General features: G+C 47.6%; 6 protein-coding genes (1 of these 6 running past the window's edge). All 6 read right to left on the reverse strand.

All coding sequences use genetic code 11. The annotated features are described in order from the left end of the window. Tightly spaced (at most 38 nt apart), the 6 genes in view from HP570_RS04675 to fabD form a layout consistent with a single transcriptional unit that may run on beyond the window. Nucleotides 1-209: the 5' portion of a non-ribosomal peptide synthetase gene (locus tag HP570_RS04675; protein ID WP_173625020.1), read on the reverse strand. The gene continues 21241 nt to the left of window position 1, outside the view; 209 of the gene's 21450 nt are visible here — the first part of the coding sequence; its start codon is at nucleotides 207-209; the stop codon falls past the left edge of the window. Next, the gene (locus HP570_RS04680) at nucleotides 206-12064 is read right to left on the reverse strand and encodes an SDR family NAD(P)-dependent oxidoreductase (RefSeq protein WP_173625021.1); all 11859 of its coding nucleotides are present in this window, start codon (nucleotides 12062-12064) and stop codon (nucleotides 206-208) included. The genes HP570_RS04675 and HP570_RS04680 overlap by 4 nt, the downstream gene beginning before the upstream one ends. Then, nucleotides 12061-20274 carry an SDR family NAD(P)-dependent oxidoreductase gene (locus HP570_RS04685; protein ID WP_173625022.1) on the reverse strand — a complete coding sequence of 2738 codons (8214 nt, stop codon included), beginning with the start codon at nucleotides 20272-20274 and terminating at the stop codon, nucleotides 12061-12063. The genes HP570_RS04680 and HP570_RS04685 overlap by 4 nt, the downstream gene beginning before the upstream one ends. A 19-nt stretch (nucleotides 20275-20293) precedes the next feature. Further along, nucleotides 20294-21109, reverse strand: coding sequence for a methyltransferase domain-containing protein (locus tag HP570_RS04690; RefSeq protein WP_142497568.1), 816 nt, complete (start codon nucleotides 21107-21109; stop codon nucleotides 20294-20296). Between the two features lie 8 nt (nucleotides 21110-21117). Continuing rightward, the gene (locus tag HP570_RS04695) at nucleotides 21118-21918 is read right to left on the reverse strand and encodes an alpha/beta hydrolase (protein ID WP_173605526.1); all 801 of its coding nucleotides are present in this window, start codon (nucleotides 21916-21918) and stop codon (nucleotides 21118-21120) included. Between the two features lie 38 nt (nucleotides 21919-21956). Then, complete coding sequence (gene fabD / locus HP570_RS04700; RefSeq protein WP_173625023.1) at nucleotides 21957-25259, reverse strand: ACP S-malonyltransferase; 3303 nt, start codon at nucleotides 25257-25259, stop codon at nucleotides 21957-21959. Nucleotides 25260-25289 lie beyond the last annotated feature (30 nt).

Genomic DNA, 25289 nt, shown 5'->3' on the forward strand with positions numbered 1-25289 from the left:
ACGTCCCATTTCTGGCGGATGCAAAAGCATAACGGAACATTATACGCACTCATCGTAGGGGACATTTTTTGCAACATCCACAATCCTTGCTGCCCGACGGACAGAGGACTTGTAAACGATGGGTTTTCCAGCTCCAGAAGCTTCTCTTGGACTTCCGCAGCAGACAGCTTACCTTCTTTGTAAGCCATGAGGATTTCCCGTCGCATCATATTATCCCTCCTTTGTCGATTAACTGTTCGATCTCTTCCAGGCTTAGCAGGCCTTCTTTGAATTTTTGCAACATATCGACTGCGATATTCTCCGTCCGTTCCCCGCTATCCGGAGACATTGTTTCGAAATCTGTCGTGGAAGCGATCTCTTTATGACTGCACTCTTTTATCTTTATCGCAAGGAGATGTGCCAAGGACTTCATCGTCGGGTTCTCCAGCACTTCCCGCCCTCTGATCTTGATGTTCCAGCGCTGCTCTAAATGACGAATCAGCTTGGTCACCATGATCGAATCCATGCCATAGTCCAAGAAATATTTGTTTGGCTTGATTTGCCCTTCCGAAAGGTGTAATTCCCGTGAGAGAAATTGTGCCATATCCCGCTGGATGTTTTCTTCTGTTGGGCTGTCCGGGTTGATATCAATCGTTAACGTCTCTTTTTCCATAGGTGGAGTGACCGTTTCAGTGCCGAGCCAATAGCGTTCTCTGGCAAAAGGATAGGTAGGCAGAGACATCATGCGACGTTCTTCTGAATGCAAGGATTCCCAAGGAATTTTACCTCCCTGCGTCCAATGAAGGGCAAGCTTGTCCAGATTGTTTTCTGCTAAAAGAACCTGCAATACAGTATCTCCTACCTTGCCAGAAAACAGATTTCTCACTCCTCCATGGTCTTCTTCGAGGTCTCCTGTATAGATAGGAATCGATGCAGTTGGCTCGCTACCTAGTTCGACCGCTTCCAAATACGCCTGTAATCCATGAACCAGTTCATCTCGATCTTGAACCACCATAGCCAGCCTGCATTCCATGGCCTCTCGTTTCACTTGGAGCGTATAGGCAAAATCCGCTAAGGAAAACGCTTGCTGCTGGGCAAATGCAAGCATCTGCTTGGCAACGGCACCCAATCGGTCAGCATTTTTTGCCGAGAAAACCACGATCTGGGGTGAGGTGGCAGATGAAATGGATTTCATCTCTGTCTGTGGCGGAATATATTCTTCGAGGATCAAATGAGCATTTGACCCGCCTGCTCCAAACGAACTGATCGTCGCTCGGCGCGGAACCTCTCGTTCTTCCCCATTGATTCTCAGCACGGGTCGCTCCCACTTTTGTCGAGCTTTTTGCAGATAAAAAGGCGTTTCTGCAAAATGGATATGCGGGTTCAGCGGCTCCGCTTTTATAGAGGGAACCAATTCCTGATGCTGTAGCTGCAAAATCACCTTGGTCAGCTGAGAAATACCAGAAGCTGCTTCGGCGTGACCGATATTCGATTTCACTGACCCAATCGCACAAAATTGAACATCGTCCGTCTGCTTCGAAAAAGCATTTGTTAACGCCTTCAACTCAATTGGATCTCCCAGCAGCGAGCCATTAGCGGCGGCTTCCACATAACTGATCGTCCGTGGATCAATGCCCGCTCTCGCAAAATTTTCTTCTATCAATTGCGCTTGTGCGTTGGGATTAGGCACGGAGAATCCATTGGTACGTCCGCCATGATTGGTCGCGGCGGATTTGATAACAGCTAAGATGTAATCTCCATCTTCCATCGCTTTGGCTAAAGGCTTCAATAGTACAGCGCCTACGCCTTCTGCTGGCAAATATCCGTCTCCATCACCAAAGCTTCTGCTGTCTACGTGGCTTCCAATCATTTGGGCCTGACTTAAGCCTAGGTATTTCTTAGGATGGATCGAAACATTCACGCCACCCGCGATGGCAAGCGTGCTTTCACCTTTTAACAAACTTTCGCAGGCATGGTAAATGGCAATGGCAGATGAAGAACATGCTGTATCAATCGCCATGCTTGGACCTTGCAGATTAAAAAAGTAAGAGACTCGGTTGGCAATCGAATGGTAGGAAGACAGGGAAATGATCGAGCTCTTTTCCATATCCGTATCAAATGCGTGATACGGCTGATACATCGCCCCTACATAGACGCCGACTTTATTCTCATATTGACTCTGTAATACCTCTCGCGTGTGTCCTGCCTCTTCAAGCAGATTCCACACGGTTTCCAGGAAAAGGCGTTCTTGAGGGTCCATCATTTCCGCTTCCCGCGGAGAAATATGGAAGAACAGCGGATCAAATTGATCGACACCATCTATGAAGCCGCCCCATTTGCTGTATGCTTTTCCTTGGCTGTTCCGAGCCTCGTCAAAAAACAGGCTGTGATCCCAGCGCTCTTGCGGAATTTCTGTAATGCAATCCTTGCCGTCCCGCAAGTTGTTCCAAAATTCCTGTATTGTGGAAGCCTGCGGATAGCGACCAGAAATACCGATGACTGCAATGTCTAGGTCAGATGTTGTTTGTTTATTTGCCTGCTCTCGCGTAACAAAGCGTGAGAAACGACGACGATGGGTTGTTATGGAGTCAGTAGGAGGCAGTACATTAGCAACATTCTCTCCTGTACTTGTCTCTGCGGTTTTCCCAGCCCCCATGATTTCAATGATCTTGTCTCGATGATGAGCTACAAGATAGCCTGTCAAATCCTCGATGTTTTGGTATTCATAGAACAACGTTTTCGACAGCGAACCGAACGCTTTTTCCAATTGATTGGTCAATTGCATCGCCATAACCGAGTCGATCCCGTATTTCTCCAGTGGGGCTTCCTCATCGATTTTATAGGCAGGGAGCTTGATAACAGCAGAAACTTCTTTTTTCAGATATTCCCTTACTTTTGCCCGAAGCACATCTTGTTGCCCACCGGAAATTGGCTGTTCCTTCTCTGCTGGGTGGAACGATTGTATGAACCGATCCTGGTATGCTTCCAACAAGTATTGCGAGACAGTAAAAAGCGTCGGGTACTCTACCAATACAGGTGGAGTAAGCTCAAGCTGATAGGCTTGATTCAGCTTGTTTGTAAATTCGGTCAGCTTAATCTGGTCAAAGCCGTACTCATGGAGCTCCGCGTAGATATCTATATCCTCTTTCTCCACCTTGAGCACATCAGCGACCATTTTCCGCAAAGACGCTTGAATCTCACTTTGCAAGCTGTTCGAGTAAGCTGTTGCGGTCACGGAGGTTGCCGTTGCTCCCATCAGCCTCTGCTTCATCCGTACACGATCACCTTCCATGACCATCAACTGATCTTGTCCCGAAGCTAACCCCTGATACAAGCAGTTGATACCCGAAGCTGTCTGCATAGCAACCATGCCAAGATCGTCCCACAATCTCTTTTCTGTCTCTTCGCCTACCTGCATTCCGCCCTCTTTCCACAGAGGCCAATTGATGGAGATGGTCTGCCCCCGCCGTTTACCTAGCGCGATCTGCTCGTTGCGGTAAGCAGAGTAGTTATCCATAAAGGCGTTGGCCGTCGCATAATCTGCTTGGCCCATATTGCCTAAGCCTCCAGCGGCTGAAGAAAAGAGGACAAAGAAATCCAGATTCAGTCCCTTAGTCGCTTCGTCTACATGAAGGAGTCCCGCAACCTTTGGCGCGAGAACTGCTTGTACTTCTTCTTTGGTTTTTTTCAGAATAAAGTTGTCGCGAGTCACGCCTGCACCATGAATGATCCCGTGAAGATCACCAAAGTCTGCTTGGATACTTTGGATCAACTCCTCCACGGCCTGTTTCTGCGTGATATCCACTTGGCGGTATTCGACTCTGGTTCCGGTTCCGTTGTCCGCAAGCTTGCGAAGCTGTGCTTGCTTCTCCTCAGTCAGCGCAGAGCGTCCTGTCAAAATCAAGGTGATGCCACGGGCTTTCTCCGCCATTTCTTCGGCAAAAAGAAGTCCCAAGCCCCCTGCTCCGCCTGTGATCAAATAAATCCCGTTGTCTTTCCACGGCATACTGACTTCAACCTGGGGAGCAACCTCACTCCATCCCGCTATATATCTTTTCCCTAACTGATAGCGAATCTGGCTGTCTGTAGGGCAAAGGCTGTTTGCTCTCAACTGCTCTGCTAATTCCACTGAATCTTCTGTTAAATTAACCTCAATCAACTGTCCGATTACTTTCGGGTTTTCGATCTGTGCGGTTTTCAACAGACCAGCTAAACCAGCAAACAGTCGTTGTTCCGTTTCGAAAGGGACTACAATCTGAATCAGCAATTTCCCCTTTGGTTTTGCTTGAAGAAGGGCTTTTATTTCTTCAAACGCCTGAACAGCATACGCTTGGAACTTTTCCGCCATGCCTTGCTGATCCGATTGCAACACGAGGACTCTCGCACCGTTTATCTGAGATGAAAGGCTTTCCCAAGAAATCTTCCCTGGTTCGCAAAGCATCACCACATGCTGTTCATATTCAGGAGCTTTGGCTTCCTTGGGAATGCCTTTTTCGATCCAAACAGGCTGCAGCATCAACGTACTAGTGATTTTGCCTGCTTCACCTGTACCCTTGTTTTTTGCAACCCCAGCAGCTTTTTCACCTTCGAGCACCCTCGTTGTGAATCCCTTCATGCTAACGCAAATCGTGCCTTGCTCATCACACAAATCAATGTCGAGCTTCTGTACTTTTTGCGTAGCTGCATGGCCGTAACTGTATCGAACCAACGCCCATACAGCAGTTGTAGAAGTACTATAAATGTTCAATTCCTCCAAGGCAAAAGGCAGGGATGGCTGAAGATCGGAAGTGCCCATCATGAAACCGAGCGATGCCTGTAATGCGGCGTCCATCATACTCGGATGAAGGACAAATTTTTCTGCTGTATCCGTGACAGAAGGAGGCAAGACAAGCTTCGCCAGCACTTGATCTGGCCCGACAAACAGCTTCTCAATCCCTTGGTGTGATGGACCGTATGCTAGTCCTATCCTATGGAACGTTTCGTAGCATTGGCTAAAGCTATAACTGCTCTCTGTGCACTGAGCTTGAATGGCGGAAAGGTCGAGCGCTGGCGCCTCCATAGCTGATCGTAGTACTGCTCTACCCTGGCTATGTACTACTAGACTCTCCTCGGCTTCTCTTGGGTGGCTATAGATTTCAAAAGTGATTTCACCATTCTCTTCCAGGTATAGTCCCGTGTGTACTTGGATGGGGGCATCTTCCACGATAACTGGTTTCGCCCACACGATATTTTTCAGTTGAATCGCCGACTGGTTATCCGTTCGGACACCTGCTGCCATATCCACAGCCACCCGTGCCATCTCCAGATAAGCTACCCCAGGCAAGACCTTTTGTCCCTTCACGACATGATCTCTAAGAAAAAACTCCTGTCCTGTAAACGTCGAGCTGTGCCGTTGTTCCGAAAGTGTAGACGTATTTTGATGTAGCAAGGGATGCAGGTAAGCCGGCGCCCCTACGGTCAAACCATTGGCTTGTGACTCCACCTTTGGCAGCCAATAGCACTCTCTTGCAAAAGGATAAGCAGGTAAGCTGATTCGACGAGGCTTCGTATCCCCGTAGAGTTTGTTCCAGTCAAAAATCAACCCCTGTACCCACATCTGCAAAATCTTTGCGTATTTCCCTTTGGTGATCCATGTATCGATTGCCTGTTGTAAATCCTCATCTGCGGCAAAAACATCCATCGTTTCTTTATTCCGCTTCACCTGACCTGTGAACAGGTCTTGTCTATCATCCGCATCTTCCAAATAATACGTTAGCTTTGCTTCAAGCTCGGAGATCGTCTTGACAATCACAGCAAACCGCTCTTCCATCGCTTCACGTCCTACTTGGAGCGTGTAGGCAATCTCAGCTAGATCGTTATCCGTCAGCACTTGCTCCCGAATAGCAGACAACAACCGCTGCACCTGCTCCCGGAGACGGTCTTTATTCTTCGCTGACAGTACGATGACAGCTGGATTTTTTGACGAGATGCTGCTTGGTGGGCGGTGTTCCGCTTCGATATATTCTTCTATGACGAAGTGAGCATTTGCCCCTCCCGCCCCAAATGAGGATATCCCCGCAATTCTTGCATATTCTCTGGTTACTCCATCGATTTCAATGACGGGTCGCTTCCATTCCGCCAGCTCTTGCTGCACCACAAATGGAGTCTTGCTAAAATCAATGTTTGGATTAAGTGTGCGGGAATGCAAGGACGGAACTAACCTCTTGTATTTCATTTGCAGCAATATTTTGGTTAACCCTGCGATCCCTGCCGCACTCTCACCATGCCCGATATTTGACTTGGCCGAACCAATCGCGCAGAACTGACTCTCCTTCGTGTATTCCTGAAAGGTCTTCGTCAATCCGGCAATTTCAATGGGATCCCCCAAGGAAGTCCCTGTACCGTGTGCCTCTATATAGCTGACCGTTCTCGGATGAACTCCTGCTTCTTCAAAAGCTCGGCGAATCACCCTTGATTGGGAATGAGGATTGGGAACCGTATAGCCGTTTGTTTTTCCACCATGATTAATGGCGCTTCCTTTGATCACACCATAGATGTGGTCTCCATCAGCGATTGCTCTTGCCAGAGGTTTAAGCAATACGGCTCCGACTCCTTCGCCAGGTACATAGCCGTCGCCACCTTCCCCAAAGCTTTCGCATCGTCCTTTGCTGGAGGCAAACTTCCCCTGCGACAAATACAAATATTTATTTGGATGAATAGAAACATTCACACCACCTGCAATCGCAACCTCACATTCGCCGCGCTGTAAGCTGTGACACGCTAAATGAATACCCGTCAACGAAGACGAACACATCGTATCGACCGCCATGCTCGGACCGTGGAAATTGCAAAAATAGGAGACGCGATTCGCGATAGAAGCTGGACTCCCCGCAATCGCAAGCGCTCTGCCCAACGCCTGTTCAGCGGACGCATAGAGCTGATATTCCTCGTACATAACGCCTACGTAAACACCTACATTGCCTCCCAGGCCTTCGTGCTTGCCCAGCGTTTCGCGCGTATACCCTGCATCCTCTATCGTTTCATAGACACACTGTAAAAATAACCGCTCCTGCGGGTCCATCAGCTCCGCTTCCCGTGGGGAAATATGGAAGAACAGCGGATCAAATTGATCAACACCATCTATGAAGCCGCCCCATTTGGAATACGATTTTCCGAGATTGTCCTTTGCTTCATCAAAGTACAGACTGTGATCCCAACGGTCTTTTGGGATTTCGGTAATACAATCCTTGCCATCACACAGATTTTTCCAAAAATCGCGGATATTCCATGCTTGCGGATAACGTCCAGACAACCCAATAATGGCAATGTCCAACGCCCCTTTTGCTCGCTGGGTTTCCATACGCAGGGACGCGAATCGTTGAGACTTGCGTTTTTTGCTCCTGCGCTCTGTCTGTGCTCTCCTCTCGTCCACCATCGGTGCTTCTGGTTCTTGCGTGAGGGAGGCTTCCGCATTTTCCCTCATCCCCAGGATGTGCATCAGATTTTCACGGTAGTTTTCAAGAAAATACCCGGTTAATTCTTTTATCGTTTGGTATTCAAAAAATAACGTTTTTGGTAACAAACCAAATTGCTTTTCCAGCTCCTTGGTCATCTGCATAGCCACAATGGAATCGACACCGTACTTTTCTAACGAGGCGTCTGCTTCCATTTTATTGGCTGGCAATTTGATCACGGAGGAAAGCAGCTTTTTAAAATAAGGGGTTGCCTGTTCCATCAGTGAGGTGGAATCTATTGCCTTCTCCTCTTCGAGAGGAACGGAAGCTTTTGGCGCTTCTACTTCTGATCTAACAGATACATTTGCAATCTTGCGCGTAGAAAAGCCCTTCATCCGCACCTGGACATTCCCGTTCTCGTCACACAAATCGATATCAAACTTCTCCACTCTGTCTCCAGCCTTACTGCCTTCCCTGTAGCGAATGAGTGCCCACATGGAAGAGGAGCAAGCACCTACGATCACCATTTCTTCAAGAGCAAAGGGAAGGATCAGCGAAAAATCACTGGTTGCCATCATCAAGCCAAGTGACGCCTGTAGAGCTGCGTCGAGCAAACTCGGATGCAGACCAAATTGGCCTTGGGTCTTCAGCACGGAAGAAGGCAGCGACAGCTTCGCGAGCACCTGCTCCTGACCAATCAAAATCTGCTCGATCCCACGATGTGCAGGCCCATAGTCGACTCCCATCTTTTTGAAAGCGTCATAGCATTGTTCCGCGCTGAGTGTGCTTAGGCTACACTGTTCCTGCAATACGGAGAGATCGAATGATGGAATATCTGGAATGGAACACAACACGGCACTTCCTTGACTGTGTACAATCTCCGTCGTTTGTTCTCGGTCTTGCTTGCTATCGCTGTAAATTTCAAAAGCAATCTCACCATTCGCCTCAGGATAGAGTTCGATATGTGCCTGAACGGGCTCTGGCCCAACAGCCAAAGGTTGCGCCCAGACCACATTTTTGAAACGGAGTCCTTCTAGTTCTCGCTCCGAATCAAGCCCTCCCGTCGCCTGCTGGATCGCTGCCCGTGCCATCTCCAGATAAGCCGCACTCGGCAAGACACGTTGCCCCTTAATGACATGGTCACTCAGGAAAAACTCCTGGCCCGTAAACATGGAGCTAAACCGCTGCTCCATGAAATCGGATGTATTTTGGTGTAAGAAAGGATGAATCGCACCCACACCTGTGCTGCTGCTAACAGACCTGGCGTGGGTCCAATAGGATTCCTTGGCAAAAGGATACGTCGGTAAACTGATACGACCCGGTTGCTCTTCCTGGTAAAGCTTGTTCCAATCGATAGATAAGCCCTTCACCCACAGGTCGAGAAGCTTGCTGTACTTTCCGCGTTCCATCCATCTCGCAATCGTTTCTTCTAATTCATCATCGGACGTCAAAATATCCAGCATTTCCTGATTTCGGTTTACCTGACCACGATACAAATCAGCAATGTGCTCTTGCCCTTCTACATAGGCTGTTAGTTTTTGTTGCAACTCCGTCATAGAGCCAGCAAGGACAGCAAGACGCTCATCCATAGCTACTCGTCCTACCTGAAGCGTGTACGCCATGTCTGCTAAGTTCGCATCAGATAAGGAGTGTTCCTGGATAAAAGCTAGCAACTGCTGTGCTTTTTCATACAACCTCTCCGCATTCTTTGCTGACAAAACAAAAATAGCCGGGTTCTGAGGTGTGATTTTCAAACTGGATTGCTTTTGCTCTTCCGGAATATATTCTTCAATAATCACATGGGCATTGCTTCCCCCTGCACCAAACGAGGAAATCCCTGCAATTCGTGGATATTCATTGGTTGTGCCATTGATCTCTACAATCGGTCGTCTCCATTCTGCCAACTCTTGCTGAACCACAAACGGCGTCTTGGTGAAGTCAATATTGGGATTGAGCGTGTTGGAATGTAAGGAGGGCACCAATTGCGCGTGCTTCAGCTGCAATAATATTTTCGTAACGCCAGCAATCCCTGCCGCACTTTCACAATGTCCAATATTCGACTTCGCTGATCCCAATGCACAGAACTGCTTGTCCTGGGTGTCTTTTTCAAAGGCGCGAGTAAGTCCAGCAACCTCGATCGGGTCTCCTAGCTCCGTTCCTGTTCCATGTGCTTCCAGATAACTGACCGTTCTTGCATGTACCTTGGCACGCTGTAGGGCATCCGCTACTAACTGCGCCTGCGCCTGCGGATTCGGGACGGTATAGCCATTCGTTTTCCCACCGGCATTCATCATGCTTCCTTTGATGACTCCGTAAATATGGTCACCATCGGCTATCGCCTTATCCAAAGGCTTCAAGACGATTGCGCCCACACCCTCTCCATCCACAAAGCCGTCTGCTTGATCGCCGAAGGACTTGCATTGATTCGAAGGAGAGAGCATCGTCAAAGCTGACAATTTCATGTAGTGGACGGGATCGACAATGAGATTGACTCCCCCTGCGATTGCACACTCGCTTGTGCCGCTGTACAAGCTTTCCAAGGCGAAATGAATCGCGGTGAGAGAAGCGGAGCAAGCCGTATCTACCGCCACGCTCGGACCTTGAAAGTTTAATAGATAAGAGAGGCGATTCGCGATCGACCAATAAGTGGCTCCCGTTGGGTAATTGCCATTCATCACGCCGACAAAAACGCCTACTTTTCTGCTTTCACACAGAGTTGTAGGCGTATATCCAGCATCCTCAATACTCGCATAGGCTTCTTGTAAAAATAACCGTTCTTGCGGGTCCATCTCCTCGGCTTCTTTTGGAGAGATTTGAAAAAATAAGGGATCGAATTTATCCATATCATCGATAAATCCACCCCATTTTGTATACATCGATTCCTTTTTCCCTTTTTCTTCGTCAAAATAGCTCTGCCAATCCCAGCGATCCTTAGGGATTTCAGAAATGCAGTTTTTCCCCTCTTTTAAACGATTCCAGAATTCATCCACATTTTTCGCCTGCGGATAACGCCCGGAAAGACCGATGATCGCCACATCCCGCACCACCGATGAAGGCGAAATGGATTCCTTTCTTTCTTGTTCCCGAACGGATAAAAAGCGTCTCGTGCTTCTCACGGGAAGATCGGTGTACGCCGTTGAAGCAGCGACGGGCAATGCTTCCTCAACTGCTTCTTGTGCTTCTACTCCTATTACCTTGAGCAAAGCTTCCTTTTGCGTCTCGATGAGATACTCTACCAAGGCATCAATCGTTTGATACTCGAAAAAAATCGTACTGCTCATATTCGCAAAATCTTTGCGAAGCGAATTGGTCAATTGCACAACCAGAATCGAATCAATCCCATATTGCTCGAATGGCGCAGATGATTTTATCTGGTGGGTCGGAATTCTGAGCGTTTCACCCATTAACGTTTTGATGTAAGCCGTGCTTTTTTCGCGAAGTAATTCCTCCGTGACTCTGCCTGACTTTTTCGCTGGTGTCGTGCGTACAGGCACTTGTTTTTGGAGTGGCATCGCCTTCAGCTTTGAGGCTTGCTTTTTTGCAGGCGAATACGCAACTGTTACCGCCGATTGCCTCGGTTGGCTGTTGCGACGAATCACCCCATCGCTTTCTGCCACAATAATTTGTTGGCATAAATCCAGCTGGTCTTCTGCTGGCAAGAAAACAGATTGGTATCCTGCCTTTTTCAACGCCTTTTGCCATGTTTCCACCGTTAACAGGGGGCAGCCAGGAATCCGCCATTCTGGATCATCATAGCGCCACCAGCCATCCAGCAAGCCAAACGTCAAGTGAGCAAACAAGGTATTGCTCGTTAATTCATTCAGAATCAGCAAGCCATTTTTCTGTAACGTTGTTTTGGCGTGGAGCAAGGTTTGGCTAATATTTTTTGTCGCATGCAGTACATTTGTGGCAATCACGAGATCATAGGTGTCCGCAGCGATCCCCTGCTCCTCAACAGGCTTTTCCACGTTAAAAATCCGATACGTGAGATATGGATTTTCGGCTCCATATTCTTTTTCGGCGTGAAGCAAAAAGGCTTGCGAAAGATCGGTATAACAATATTCCTCGATATGCTTCTGAAAGGGCTTTAGCCTTGGCAGTACGATCGCACTCGTTCCACCTGTACCTGCCCCGATTTCCAAAATGCGAATCCGAGCAAAAGGATCTTGCTCCGTACGCTGCTTCACATAGGTAACAATCGTATTGGCGAGCACTTTGTTAAAGTAGTCCGCAACCTCATTGTGTTTATAAATCCCTTCCACCAGTTCCATCGAGGAATTCGGGAACATGATCTCTGTAGCTGGAATCTTTCCTAACAAAATATCTGGCAGTACGCGCATGGTTGCCTCTACCAGAATCACCTGCGCTTTACTATTCGGATCGTTCAGCCATGCTGTTTTTTCTTCCTCCCATTTTTCCCATGCGGTTTCGAGATTGATAGGGGTAGTATCGTTTGCGATGAGTGACTCTCCATCGTACGCAAGATACTGGTTTTGTACGAGAACGGCTATGCTTTCCTCCAGCCATTTGCCGTACCTGTCATGCAATTTGGCTTTGAGTTCTCCTATCGTCTGGTTTTTTACCGTGAACAGCCCGATTGACTGTAATTGACCATAGAGTAGTTCACTGAGAAGCTTATCCATTGTATTCATTTATAAGCCTCCATTTCAGATTGTCTGCGTTGAGACGAAAACTCTAATTTGGGCATCTCATTCTTTACACGTTCGATGTGGGATACTAGCTTTTCAGGATAGATGTAAATGGATTTATCCGGATTTACTTTAACCAAGGCCTGTGATTTCGTTGTTTTCACCAACGCGACTTGATTGATCGGTCCTGCAAGCAGGTTTTCCAAAGCCGCCATCGCTTCATGAGGTTCAATGGAGCCTAATCCTGCCTGTGCCATTCTCTCCTGATAATCCTTGGTGGCAACAATGCCTACGTTCGCCCAGTATCCCCAATTCATCACCTTCACTGCACTGAGGCTATGCAACGATAGCTGGTGCGCGAATATATCCTTAAACGTACAACCTGACGCATAATTGCTTTGTCCAGGCGACTTGGTAAATGAATTGATCGATGAAAAGAACATGACAAAATCCAACGGCTCCCGATCAAATACTTGAGTAATCCGCACACTTACATCTACCTTTGCCGAAAGCCCCGCACGGAAGCGCTCTTCGTCCATATTTGCGAGACTTTTATCGAGCAGAACAATTGCGGAATGAATGACTCCATTCACTTGTTTATATCGTCTTTTGATTCCTTCATACGCAAAGTACAAGGACTTGCGATTCGTCGCATCCGCCGCGATATAGACAGGAGCAGGTCCGAGCTTTGCAAGTCGATCCACTTTGGCTTGGATCTCTGCATTTTTTTCCCGGCGTCCAATCCAGATGATTTGCGCTTGATAGGTGCTGATCATGTACTCGCTCCAGACTTCGCCAATACCGCCAGCGCCTCCGATCACCACATAGACTCCCCCCTGCCTGTAGGAAGCCTGTTCCCTTTGCATTTGACGCAATGGAATTAATTCCTGACGATACCATTTCCCTCCGCGATAAACCGTTGCATTCCCCTCAGCATCTGGCGGAAGTGTGAAAACATCCTCTATAGGCCAAGCACGACCAGCTTCCAGATCAACCAGTCGGATACGCCAGTTCGTGTATTCTTTTGCCATCGAACCAACTAAACCGTAAAGACTGGCATGAATAGGGTTCACCACATCGTTCGAATGAATCGGTTGAGTCTGGAAGGTTACGAGACTCCATCCTAGCTCCTTGGTATCGTAGCCCAGCTTGAGCAGGGCTTTTAGCAAGCGAAATACATGAAATACACCGCGCTCCTGCTCGATGATCAGTGCCTCTTCTGCGAGGTATTCCAAATCAATCCATGGCGCCATCCAGATGATATGATCAATCGAACCAATCTGCTCCAGCTTCACTGCTAGTTCATCTATACTTTCTGCAGGCGTAATCTCCATAACAGCTGCCTGCGGATAGCGTTGTTGAACAAGGTTTCGGTTCTCGTCATCTGCACAAACAATCAGAATACGATCGCTTGCAAGTGGCGTTTCCGAACCATGAGCGACTACAACCTCTTCCCAAACAGGACTCAGCAGCATGGTTCCAATCAGCGATTCGCTTGCGGTCTCAACTGCCCCTTTTGCTGCTGTACGATCTGTTTGGATCTCTCTTTCCAATACCCGAGATGTGAATCCCTTCATCCGTACACAAATTGTTCCTGTGTCGTCACATAGGTCGATATCGTATTTTTCTACCTGATCTCCTGCTTTGCTACCGTCGCTGTAGCGCACGTATGCCCACATTTCAGAGGTGCACGGGCGGATGATTTCCATTTCCTCCAGGGCAAAAGGCATCACTGGCTTGCGTTTTGTCAAACTGTCAGACGACATCACGTGACGAGAAGAAAGTGTCAACTCCACAGATGCCTGCAAAGCTGAATCCATCAAGCTTGGATGCAAGACAAACTGATCCACTGACCCGGTGACCGATAACGGTAAAATCAGCTTTGCCAAGACTTGTCCAGGCCCGACATATACCTTGTCTATTCCTTTATGTCCGGATCCATAATCAATTTGAATCGCACTGAAGAACTCATAGAATTCCTCGGATGAAATCACCTGCTCGCTGCACTGCTCCTGCAAAACGGGTAAATCAAGCATGTGCAACTCCGAGCGAGGAGTAAGCACAGCATTACCTTGACTGTGTACCACGCTCTCGGCATCACTGCCCTCTGCCTCGCTATAAATTTGGTAGGATACTCCACCATCTTCGTCAAGTACGAGGCACGTATGTACTCGAACAGGCTGATCGCCTACAACGATCGGACGAGCCCATATGACATTCTGTAGCTTCATCGACGTATTCCCGTAGACGTCTTCTCCTACAGCGTGCTCCATCGCGCTTCTTGCCATCTCCAGATAGGCAACTCCCGGTAATACCCGCTGCCCTTTGACTACGTGATCCGCCAAGAAAAACTCTTCTCCTGTGAAGGTAGAGCTAAACCGTTGCTCGGAGAAAGTAGACGTGTTCTGGTGCAGCATGGGATGGATCACGGACGCTGAGATGGCAGTTGCCGCTCCCCTTACAGCAAATGCTTTTGCTTCACTCTCCTGTACCCAATGTCGTTCCTTGGCAAAAGGATACGTGGGAAGTGGAATACGCGAATACTGATCGTTCGCAAACAGCTTGTCATAGTCTAATCCATATCCCTGCACAAACAATTCCGCGACCACAGATAGCTGCTCCAAATATTCGCTCGCCTGACTCGTCACATGTAGATTCTCGATGCTTTGATTTCCATAACGTTTCAATGCGATTTGTTCACGATGATCTTTTTCATGTAACTCGGAAACAAAAGCCTGTGATGCTTTTCCTGTTTCCAGCCACTTTTTCAAAAGCTGGACAAGCTCGGCTGTATTTTGAACAAGGCAAGAGAAGCGGTGATGGAAATGCTTTCTGCCTACTAACAGCGTATAGCTGATATTTCCACAATCCGTCTCCGGTGCTTTTTCACAAAACGAAAGCAATTGGGCGACCTGCTGACGCAACTGTTCAAAAGTACGCGCCGTCAGCACAAGCAAATAGCCCGGTTTTTTTGCATGATTCCGCTCTACCTGCGGCGCCTCTTCGATTACCATATGCGCATTCGTACCGCTGGCTCCGAAGGAACTGATCGCAGCACACCGTTTGGCTTGCGGCTCGACTGACCATTCCTGCAGGCTTGTATTGACATAAAAAGGGCTGTCTGCAAACTTAATGTTGGCATTCCCCTCTTCAAAATGCAGGGATGGCGCGATTTTTTTGTGCTTCAATGACAAAAGGATTTTGATGACCCCTGCAACACCTGCTGCGATCTGGGTATGACCAATATTCGTCTTGATCGATCCAATCGCACAAAATTCTTTTTTATCCGTATAGGCTCGAAAGGCGCGGGTAAGTGCTTGAAACTCAATCGGATCTCCCAGCTTGGTCCCTGTTCCATGTGCCTCGACCATTGTAATTTGCTCAGGATTGATGTCGAATGTATCGTAGACATTGCGTTCCAAGCGTTCCTGAGACTTCGCACTCGGCGCTGTAATCCCATTCGTCGTTCCATCCTGATTGATTCCCGAGCCTCGAATGACACCGTAAATATGATCACCGCAAGCGATCGCTTCCGAGAGACGTTTCAGTACAACAACCCCAGCGCCTTCCCCCGTCGCAAAACCATCTGCCCGCTCATCAAACGTGTGGCAGCGTCCTGTCGGTGACAGCATCCCTGCTCGCTTGGCAGACAAATAAAAGCCCGGCGTAGATTGAATGAAGACACCACCTGCCAATGCCATGTCGATCTCACCTGTACGCAAGGCTTGGCACGCCATATGAATCGCCACCAAGGAACTGGAGCAAGCCGTATCAATCGTGACAGCAGGTCCCTGCAAGTTCAGATGATAAGCAACCCTAGCAGGCACAATGGACTCCATATTTCCCCAGAAGGCTTGGGCAGGAGGATTCTCTCCCACGAGACGATCGTAATCACCTCTGGCGCATCCCGCGTAGACGCCGCATTGGATTCCTTGCACACCTTGACCCGCATAGCCAGCATCCTCCAACGCCTTCCAGGATTCCTCCAAAAAGAAGCGTTGCTGCGGGTCCATATAGTCAGCTTCCAAACCGGAGATATTGAAAAAAAGCGGATCAAACAAGTCAATATTTTCTACAAGCCCGCCGTATTGATAGCCCTCTGCCTCGTCCAAGCCGTACGCTGATAAATCCCAGCGAGTCACTTTCCGAAGCAAATCCGAGCCGTTCACCAAGTGATCCCATAAGTCGTCAGTGTTGCCAGATGAGGCGAACGTACCACTCATTCCAATAATCGCAATGGGTTCCGTGGGGGACGAAGCTTTTTCTGACACACTCCCTGTTTCCTCTGAAAGCACAGGTGCTGAAAGGACAGATGTCTCGGTCTGAATAGCAGGGACGGTATCTTCCCTCTGCTCGGATAGACTGATCTTCTGCCCTAACGCTTGAGCAATAACCTCTTTGTACGCAGACAAAATATAGCCTGTAAGTTGGTTTACTGAACTGTAATCAAACAGAATCGTCGTCTCAATTTCAATCATCAACGCTTGATTGATCTCTTGCACCAATCGAACGCCAAGAATCGAATCCAATCCATAATCTCTGAAAGGTTCTTCCACATCGATCGAATCGACATCGACTTCCAATGCGGTACCCAGCTTTTCAATGATCATATCCTTCACATAATTCGTCACCGTCTGCTCGGTCACTACAGATTGGCTTGGAATGTTTTGCGGTGCAGGCTGCGAATAGACTTTTCCTTCTACTTTTGCCTGCTGTACAGTCTCACGTGCGATCGGCGAAACAGTCGAATCGATACGAACATCAGGGTGACGGACGCCATCGCTTTTTCCAATGACAATCTGTTGTCCCAGATCATGCGCTTCCCGAGCTGGAAAAGAGATCGTGTGAAATCCTTCACTTTCCAGTACCGTTTGCCAACATGCCGGAGTTAAGGCAGGAGAACCAGGAATACGTACGTCTGTATCTTCAGACAGCCACCAGCCTTCCAAAAGACCAAAGGTCAGATGAAGGAACAAGGAATTACTGCTAATCTCATTTAAAAGAACCAAACCGTTCTCTCGTAAAACAGCTTTGGTATGGCGCAAGGTTTTGCGAATATCTTTGGTGGCATGCAGCACATTAGCCGCAATCACCAAATCGTAATAGCCCTCTCGAACTCCTTGCACCACAAAAGGCGCTTCCACATTAAAAATTTGATAGGTCAAATACGGAACATGCGGTCCATATTCCTTTTGTGCGAACATCAAAAATGCTTTGGAGATGTCGGTATAGCAATATTCTTCCATAAACGGCTGATAAGGCTTCAGCTTTTCAAAGACAAACGTGCTCGTTCCGCCCGTCCCCGCCCCGATCTCTATGATGCGAATTTTTGCAGAAGGATCTTTTTTCACCCGTTCTTCCACATAGGCTGCGACTGTTTCCGCGAGCACTTCATTGTAGTGATCTGCCACCGGGTTATTTTTATAAATAGGTTGTACCAATTCCATAGAAGAGCCTGGAAACATGACATCTGTAGCAAGTTTCTTGCCTGTTACAATGAGCGGCAGAGATTTCATCGTGGCTTCCAGCAATCTGATCCGCACTACCAGATTGGCATCTTCTCGCCATGCCACCTTACGTCGATCCCATTCTTCCCATACCGCTTCTACTTCGATCAAAGTCGGATCGACCACCAGGCATTGTTCTCCATCATAGCCATCGAGATAGCCGTGACGGGCTAACATCGCCATACTTTCTTCCAACCATTTTTCATAACGCTGAGGGAAGCTTGTTTTTGCCTTGAGGTCAGCGACATTCACACTCTTGTCAGTAAACCAACCGATGGACTGCATTTGCGCCCATAACAGCTTGGCGATAAGCTCGTCCATCTCCTTCCACAATTCTGGATGGGTATTGGGCAAGCGATCCTGTCGCTCGGTTTTGGGTAACCAATAGCGCTCCCCTCTAAATGGATAGGCGGGCAGAGGAACCCGCTTGTATCTGCCGTTTTTATAGAAGGAACTCCAATCCAGCTTGTATCCTTTTACAAATAAATCGGCAAGCGTGGCCAGCTTCTCTTTTCTTGCCTGGTTGGATAGCGCAAGTTTCTCTGCTACTTCTGCCATTAATTTTTCTCCGAACTCTTTCAAGCTCTTTTCTAGCCGTACGTCTATTTCATCCTGGACAAAATAGTCAGCAGCTGCTCCCGTTTCCATTACTTTCGCGATTTTTTGCCGTAATTCATCTACGTCCTTGGCAATAAACATGCAACGATGCGAAAAATGACTTCTCCCTGTGAACAAGGTATAAGAAATATCTTGTTGGTGAAAACGTCCCGCTTCTTTTGCTAACCATTGGGACATTTCATCCAGTTTTTGCGTGAGAGCTGACTGGCTCTTGGCTGAAAACGGGAACAAGTAATAGGCTCCTGCTTGCTGATAGCCTGATTGCGGTTGTAGCGTCGGCGCTTCTTCCAAAATCAGATGACAATTGGTTCCGTTCGATCCTAAAGCGCTCACACCTGCTCTTCGCGGAGTGGCATCACTCGTATTCCACTCCATGAGCTCCGTATTGATGAAAAAAGGACTCCCGGTCAATTTGATATGCTTATTGACTTCCTTGACGCTGATCGTCGGAGCGATCTTCTTATATTTCATCGCCATGACTACTTTAAACAAACTCGCCAGTCCCGATGTCATCGTGGTATGACCGATGTTGGGCTTATGTGAGCCAATCGCGCAAAATTGTACTTTATCCGTATACGAACGAAACGCTTCAATCAATGCCTTCACTTCAATAGGGTCACCCAGCTGCGTGCCTGTCCCATGCGTTTCGATATAACTGATCGTCTCTGGATCAACCCCTGCATTTTCATAGGCATCCACAATCAATTCTTTTTGGGCAAGCATGCTCGGTGCGGTAATCCCGTTTGACTTTCCTGTCTGATTCACCGTTGAGCCCTTGATGATTGCATAAATATGGTCGCCGTCTTCCACTGCTTTCGCAACTGGTTTCAGTACGACGGCCCCAACGCCTTCTCCAAACACCATGCCATTTGCATCATTGTCAAAGGTGTTGCATGTTCCATCTGGTGAGACCACCCCCATTTTCGAGGACATCACAAAAAATTCAGGGGAGCTGTGAATCGCGACGCCGCCTGCAAGGGCCATTTCGGTTTCTCCCCTGCGAAGACTGTCACAAGCCAAATGAATGGCTACCAAAGCAGAAGAACAAGCTGTATCTACAGCAAGACTGGGTCCCTTGAGATTTAAAAAATAGGAGAGTCTTGCTCCTAGCATCGACATTTCATTGCCTAGCATCGTTTGTGAAGAGACACCTTCGGCCAACATGGATTTCTCTTGGTAGTCTGAACGACGCCCTCCAACAAACACACCTACTTTTCTCCCCGCTAACTGGTCAACCGAATATCCGCTATCTTCAAATGCTTTATAGGATTCTTGCAGGAATAACCGTTGTTGGGGATCCATACTTTTTGCTTCATCAGCGGAAATGTTGAAAAAGGATGCATCGAATTGATTAATGTCCTTGAGAAGCCCACCGTAATATTGATCCGCTTCCCAACCGCTGCGTGTTATTTCCTCGATACAACTGTCGCCAGATGCTATATGCTCCCAAAACTCTTCCACTGAATTCGAGCCAGCAAATCTGCCTGCTATACCGATGATCGCAATATCAGAGTGGCGAATTTCGTTTTCGAAAACAGTTGGCGGGATTTGGCTGTCGTCTGCTGCTATCTCCGTTGCAAATTGCAGAGAGATATATTCCGCCAGCTCTCCCACCTCTGGATAATCAAAAATAACTTCTACGCCAAGATGAATCCCCAAGTCAGCATTGATCGCTTCTATTAATTCGACCGCCAATACAGAATGGATGCCGAGCTCAATGAAGCTTTTATCAAAATTCAAGGTTTCCACAGGTGCATCCAATTGCTGAGCCATGATTGTACTTATCTTGCCCGCAATCGTTGATAAACCGTTATCGGACTGGGTACGGCTTGCTGGCTGATATATTTCGAAAATGTGCGCGGCTAGCAGCTTGGTATTCTCGTGATCAAAAATGGCCTCAATCCCCAAGTCTATTCCTAGCTTTTCATTTATCATCTCTACCATTTCTACAGACAATACCGAGCTGATACCTAATTCCACAAAGCTTTTATCGAAATCCAAGGGATTCGTCGTAGCTTTTACTAAGTCGGTCATTACTTCTTTCACTATCGTTTCCACATCATGAAATGAATGAAAAAGTACCTTCATACTCGACTCCCCCCGATCTCTACACCGATTTCTCACCAACAGCCATGTAAAGCTGTCTGAGAATAGAATGTCCGTCCGTATTCAGCATGTTTCGCCATGCTACAGATAACTTACCCAACGCCTTGCTGGATAAATAACCGTCACGAACCAGCTGCACAGGAATGCCTACACCCTCCGACTTTAGAAACATTTCGTACCCGAGTAGCTCACTATGAGCGCAAATGACTTCGAAATCTATTTTTCCAAGTCCGCCTTGCTTGAGCACCGTTGGCAGTTCACGACCGATTTTCGGGTTGCCGCCTTCCGCATAGCGTGCCGCACAGTAGGCATCATACAACTCTCTCAATTCTGGTACATGTGGGGTGGTCATGATGTGCATCTCGAAATCATTGTCGATAAATACCGCCCTGCCACCTGGCTTTAACAACCTCGCCACTTCACGAACCGCACCGACTGGGTCGGGTAAATGCTCCAATACGAGGCGCGTAATGGCAAAATCATAGGAATCGCTAGGTAAACCCGTTTCCATAATCGATCCCGCGACGATCTCAAATCGATCCGAATGCTTTTGCGTCAAATAGTTTCTGGAATAATCAACGAGAAGAGGATCAATCTCCAATCCCGTCACTCTGCCATTTGGAAACGCCTGCATGACCTTTTCCATCACGAATCCCGGGCCCGAGCCCAGCTCTATGACCGACATCCCATCTGTCAGACCAAACTCGATATAATGCTTCAGCTCTTTCTCCCAAAACAATTCCACCTGCGATTTCAAGCGTTCTATTTCTACCTCAACATTCGTTGCAATGTTTGCGATTTGATAAGAACCTTCCATGTTTTTCCCTACCTCCGCCGTTCAGATATCGATTCGTTTAAAAAAGCCAAAATCTCGCCAGCAACAGCTTCCCATTCAGGATCAAGCATCATATCATGACTGATATTTGGGAACAGAACGGGCTCGATTCCGTATGTTTTGCCAATTCGGCGCGTTGTTTTCTCAGAAATCATCCGATCCTGCTTAGAGCCGAGAACCAGCATCGGAGCTTTCGCACTGATGGTTTTGGGAACAATTTTTCCATTCATCTCGGTTCTTGCTTTCAATGATTCAGGCTGCAGGAGCTTCACCCACTCGTCCTTTTTTTCCATCGGTAGCTCCTTGGAAAAAAAGACATTGGCAAGCAGTGAGGCATCTCTTTTTTCGTTATATGTAAACAGCTGCATAGCTTCTTTAAAGTTTTTGAACATCAATCGGAATAAGTCTCGCATCCCGCCATGCGGAGGAATCGAGGCAACGAGAACGGTACCCGAGATGATATCTGGGTACTGATGCAAGATCTTTTGCACGATGCCTCCGCCCATGGAGTGCCCGATTAGCACTGGCTTGTTTTTTAGACGCCCGATCACTTCAAGAACATCATCCGTATAATCCTGTAGTGTATAAGTATGAAGATTGTCAAAACCGTCACTTTCACCGTGTCCACGAAGGCTCACCGCATAAGAAGAAAAGCCTTTGTCCGCAAAATAAGGAAGGAAGTTTTTTTCCCAACACCATGCTCCATGACATGCTCCATGCACAAAAAGAAGAGGCGCTTCGTTAGAAACGCCCTGCGGATGGTATTCTACCAGTTCTAGTTCCAAATTCATTTTCGCCGTTCCTTTCTTATTTGAGAGTCATTCCTTCTTTACTTGCTCGAACCTGTTAAGGCGTGGATACGCTGATTCAAGAGGTTGGCTGTCTCCTTGAGCAGCATTTCACCGATTTGATCAACGTGACGGTCTCTCCAGTTTTCAAAAGCCGTTCCCTTCACCCACTGATTAAAAGAGCCTAACGCAGGACCGCAGTAAATCTGATAATCGACTTTATAGCTTTCGGCTCCATCCAAGGCCCAGTCAAAACAGCGGTTAAAATACCATTTGAAAAGGAGCGCCATTTTGTATTTCGGCGTCCGTTCCGCTCTTTTCAGTTCCTGAGGCGGGCAAGTGATTTTCAGCTGTTCATACACTTCTTCAAAGCTGCGTTTAAAATACTTTTCCTGGAGTTGCTGCTTGGTTTTCTCATCGATTTCATCAAGCGAGTTGTATTGACGATAGAGGTCGTGCAATTTGTTCGCTCTCGCTGGAAAGAATAAGCCTTTTTTCAACACTTGAATTTTGGCTCCCATTTCAAACATTTCACCTGCTGGAGCGTACTCTGTGTCTTGAACATTGGCCAACTGCAACGAATCCTTCACCGACTCGCTGGTCGCCGACTCCACTGTGCACTGGTTAATCGAACCTGTCACAATATAATCCGCCCCAAGCATGAAAGCGACCGCTGCAGCTTCCGGAGTTCCAATGCCGCCCGCAGCCCCGATTCTGATCGGCTTACGGTATCCGTACTTGTGCATCATGTTATCTCGGAGCCTGATCATTGCAGGCATCAAAGCAGAAGCTACACCGTGATCGGTATTTCCGCCTGAATCGGCCTCCACCGTTAACTCATCCGCCATTGGGACTTCCCGTAACAGACTCGCTTCTTCCCTTGTAAGCTTTTGTTCTTGCAGCAATTTTTCTATCAAGTACTCAGGTGCGGGACTTAAAAAGGCTTCCGCTACCTCAGGCTGTGATACCTTGGCAAAAATTTTGTTTGCTGCCTCCACTTGCCCGTTCATCCCCCGGCTTAATCCCTTGGCCCGATAGATGATCAACGCAGGGGTAATCGCCATAAACGCAGATGCTTCAATCACCCTCACTTGATAAGCCAGATACAGCTCGACGGTTTTTTCTTCCATGGACGGGTCACTTGGATGATGCAACAAATTCATCCCATACGGCTCGCCTTGCTGTAGTTCCCGTTGAATCTGTTGGATGGCTCGCTCGATTCTATCCAGCTGTAAGCCACCGCTCCCGAAAAAGCCCATCATCCCTGCTTTCCCCATTTTAATGACCAGCTTTTCCGAGGAAATTCCCTTGTACATCGCTCCTGCTAGATAGGGATATTTCAAATTGTAGTCCTGTTTAAATGGCTGATCTCCCAGCGAAAAAGCGGTAATCTCTTTTGGCTGCTCCATGCTGCTTGCTCTCTCTACCGCCTGTATGGTGATAGCAACCGGCTTTGCCTCTTGCACCATGCTTTCTTTCTCTTCTTCCCCTTCTATGATCAGCGGCTCTGCTTCATTTCGGATCGTAATAACTAACTTGGTCAACACAGTACCAGGGCCGACTTCTTCTATTTCGTTTTCCCCCACGGCCAGGAGATATCGAATGGTGTCATTCCACTTCACTGGGTGTGTAATTTGTTCAACCAAATTCCGTTTCACATCGCGCTGTTTATAGGGTCTCGCGTGAACATTGGAAATCACCGGAATGGTCATATCAGAAAACGCAAACTGATTCAAATAGTCCTCAAAGCTCATCTTCGCATCAGTCATGTAACGGGAATGAAATGCTCCGCTCACCTTTAGCGGTATGTATACTTTTACGCCCGCTTCCTGAAAAACAGGGTTGGCACGCTCGATATCTTCTTTCCGACCTGCAATCACAAATTGAGAGGGAGAATTGTGATTGGCAATATCAATGCTGGTCAAATGATTTTCATGTAATACGCGTTCCACTTGCTCCAAAGTAAACCCAATCACAGCCGCCATTCCTCCACCGACGGCCAGACTCATCAACTCGCCTCTTTTTTTCACCAAATGCAGCCCTGTCTCAAAATCAAACACCCCTGATGCAAAAAGCGCATTGTACTCACCCAAGCTGTGCCCCGCCACATAGTCAGGCTTTTTCCCGGTTTCCTTCACTTTCTTCAGGTAACTAAGCGCATTGACCACATATAGAGCAGGCTGGGTAAATTGCGTTTTCCCTAATTGCTTGTCTGGATCATAGAGACATAGTTCTTTGATGGAATAGCCTAATATCTGATCAGCTTTCGCCGTTATTTCTGGAAACTCATCAAAAAGAGAGCCTCCCATTCCTTTTATTTGAGAGCCCTGCCCTGGGAAAACATATGTGGTCATTTTTCTGCCTTCCTTTCTATTGGTTTTCAAACTTTTATTTGCGAAAAGCTGCTTGATGCGCTCTACATTTTCTCCGTCCTTTTTAAAAGGCGTGATGATGGAATGGCATTCTGACTGAGAATCTTGCCGCAAATTTCGCTTTGTAAAATTACTCAAATTGCCTGCTGGTCCCAAATCCAAATAAATGTAGCTTTGCTGCTTCTCCAGCCCTTGGACAGCTTTTGGAAGCTGCATTGGTTTTCTTACCACTTGCCAAAAGTAGTCAGCAGGTAGCTCCTTCATGATTTCACCATGAACACCCGATACAAAGGGAATCTGGGGAATTCCAAATGATTTCTGTTTCAATACCTCCCGATAATGCGGTTCAGCCGGATCGATGTAAGAGGAGTGAAACGCATATGATACAGGTAGTCGTTGACAAATAATCCCCTTACCTTTGACATAATCCTCCATGCGTTGTAGCTGATGACTGCTCCCAGCAATGACAAAATGCGAATGAAAATTCACCGCTACCAACTCACTATTTCGATGCAAGAATGGCTCTTGATCATACAAATCGGGATTGTGGAGAATCGCAAGCATACTCCCTTTCTGACAATACGCTTCGTAAAGGGTGGCTTGTTCAACCACGAGTTGCAGCAATTCTTCCACAGGCATGATTTCAGACACTGCCGCCGCCACAAACTCCCCCAAACTGCTCCCCAGACAATAGTCGGGCTTTATTCCGCTTTCCATGAGAACCTGGGCCAGAGCGTATTCCACCATAAAAATAGCGGGATGCGTATAAAGGGTGCGATCAAATATATCGTCTCGTCGCTTCGTGTCATCGTATAACTGGGCAAGGACAGACTCCCCGATCAGGGAATGTACCTTTTCATCTAACCGAAGCATCCATTTGCGAAAGACCGGATTCTGATCAAAAAGGTCTTTCCCCATCTGATAGTACTGTGACCCTTGTCCAGAAAACATAAACACAACAGGCTTTTCCATGTATGATGCACCCCTTGTTTCTATGAAAGG

It is taken from the genome of Brevibacillus sp. RS1.1, assembly GCF_013284365.1.
In the GTDB taxonomy this organism is placed as follows: domain Bacteria; phylum Bacillota; class Bacilli; order Brevibacillales; family Brevibacillaceae; genus Brevibacillus; species Brevibacillus brevis_D.

Bases quoted from the DNA above. Each gene is read 5' to 3' on its own strand.
- HP570_RS04680 (WP_173625021.1), bottom strand. From the start codon at position 12,064: ATGAATACAATGGATAAGCTTCTCAGTGAACTACTCTATGGTCAATTA.
- HP570_RS04685 (WP_173625022.1), bottom strand. From the start codon at position 20,274: ATGAAGGTACTTTTTCATTCATTTCATGATGTGGAAACGATAGTGAAA.
- HP570_RS04690 (WP_142497568.1), bottom strand. From the start codon at position 21,109: ATGGAAGGTTCTTATCAAATCGCAAACATTGCAACGAATGTTGAGGTA.
- HP570_RS04695 (WP_173605526.1), bottom strand. From the start codon at position 21,918: ATGAATTTGGAACTAGAACTGGTAGAATACCATCCGCAGGGCGTTTCT.
- fabD (WP_173625023.1), bottom strand. From the start codon at position 25,259: ATGGAAAAGCCTGTTGTGTTTATGTTTTCTGGACAAGGGTCACAGTAC.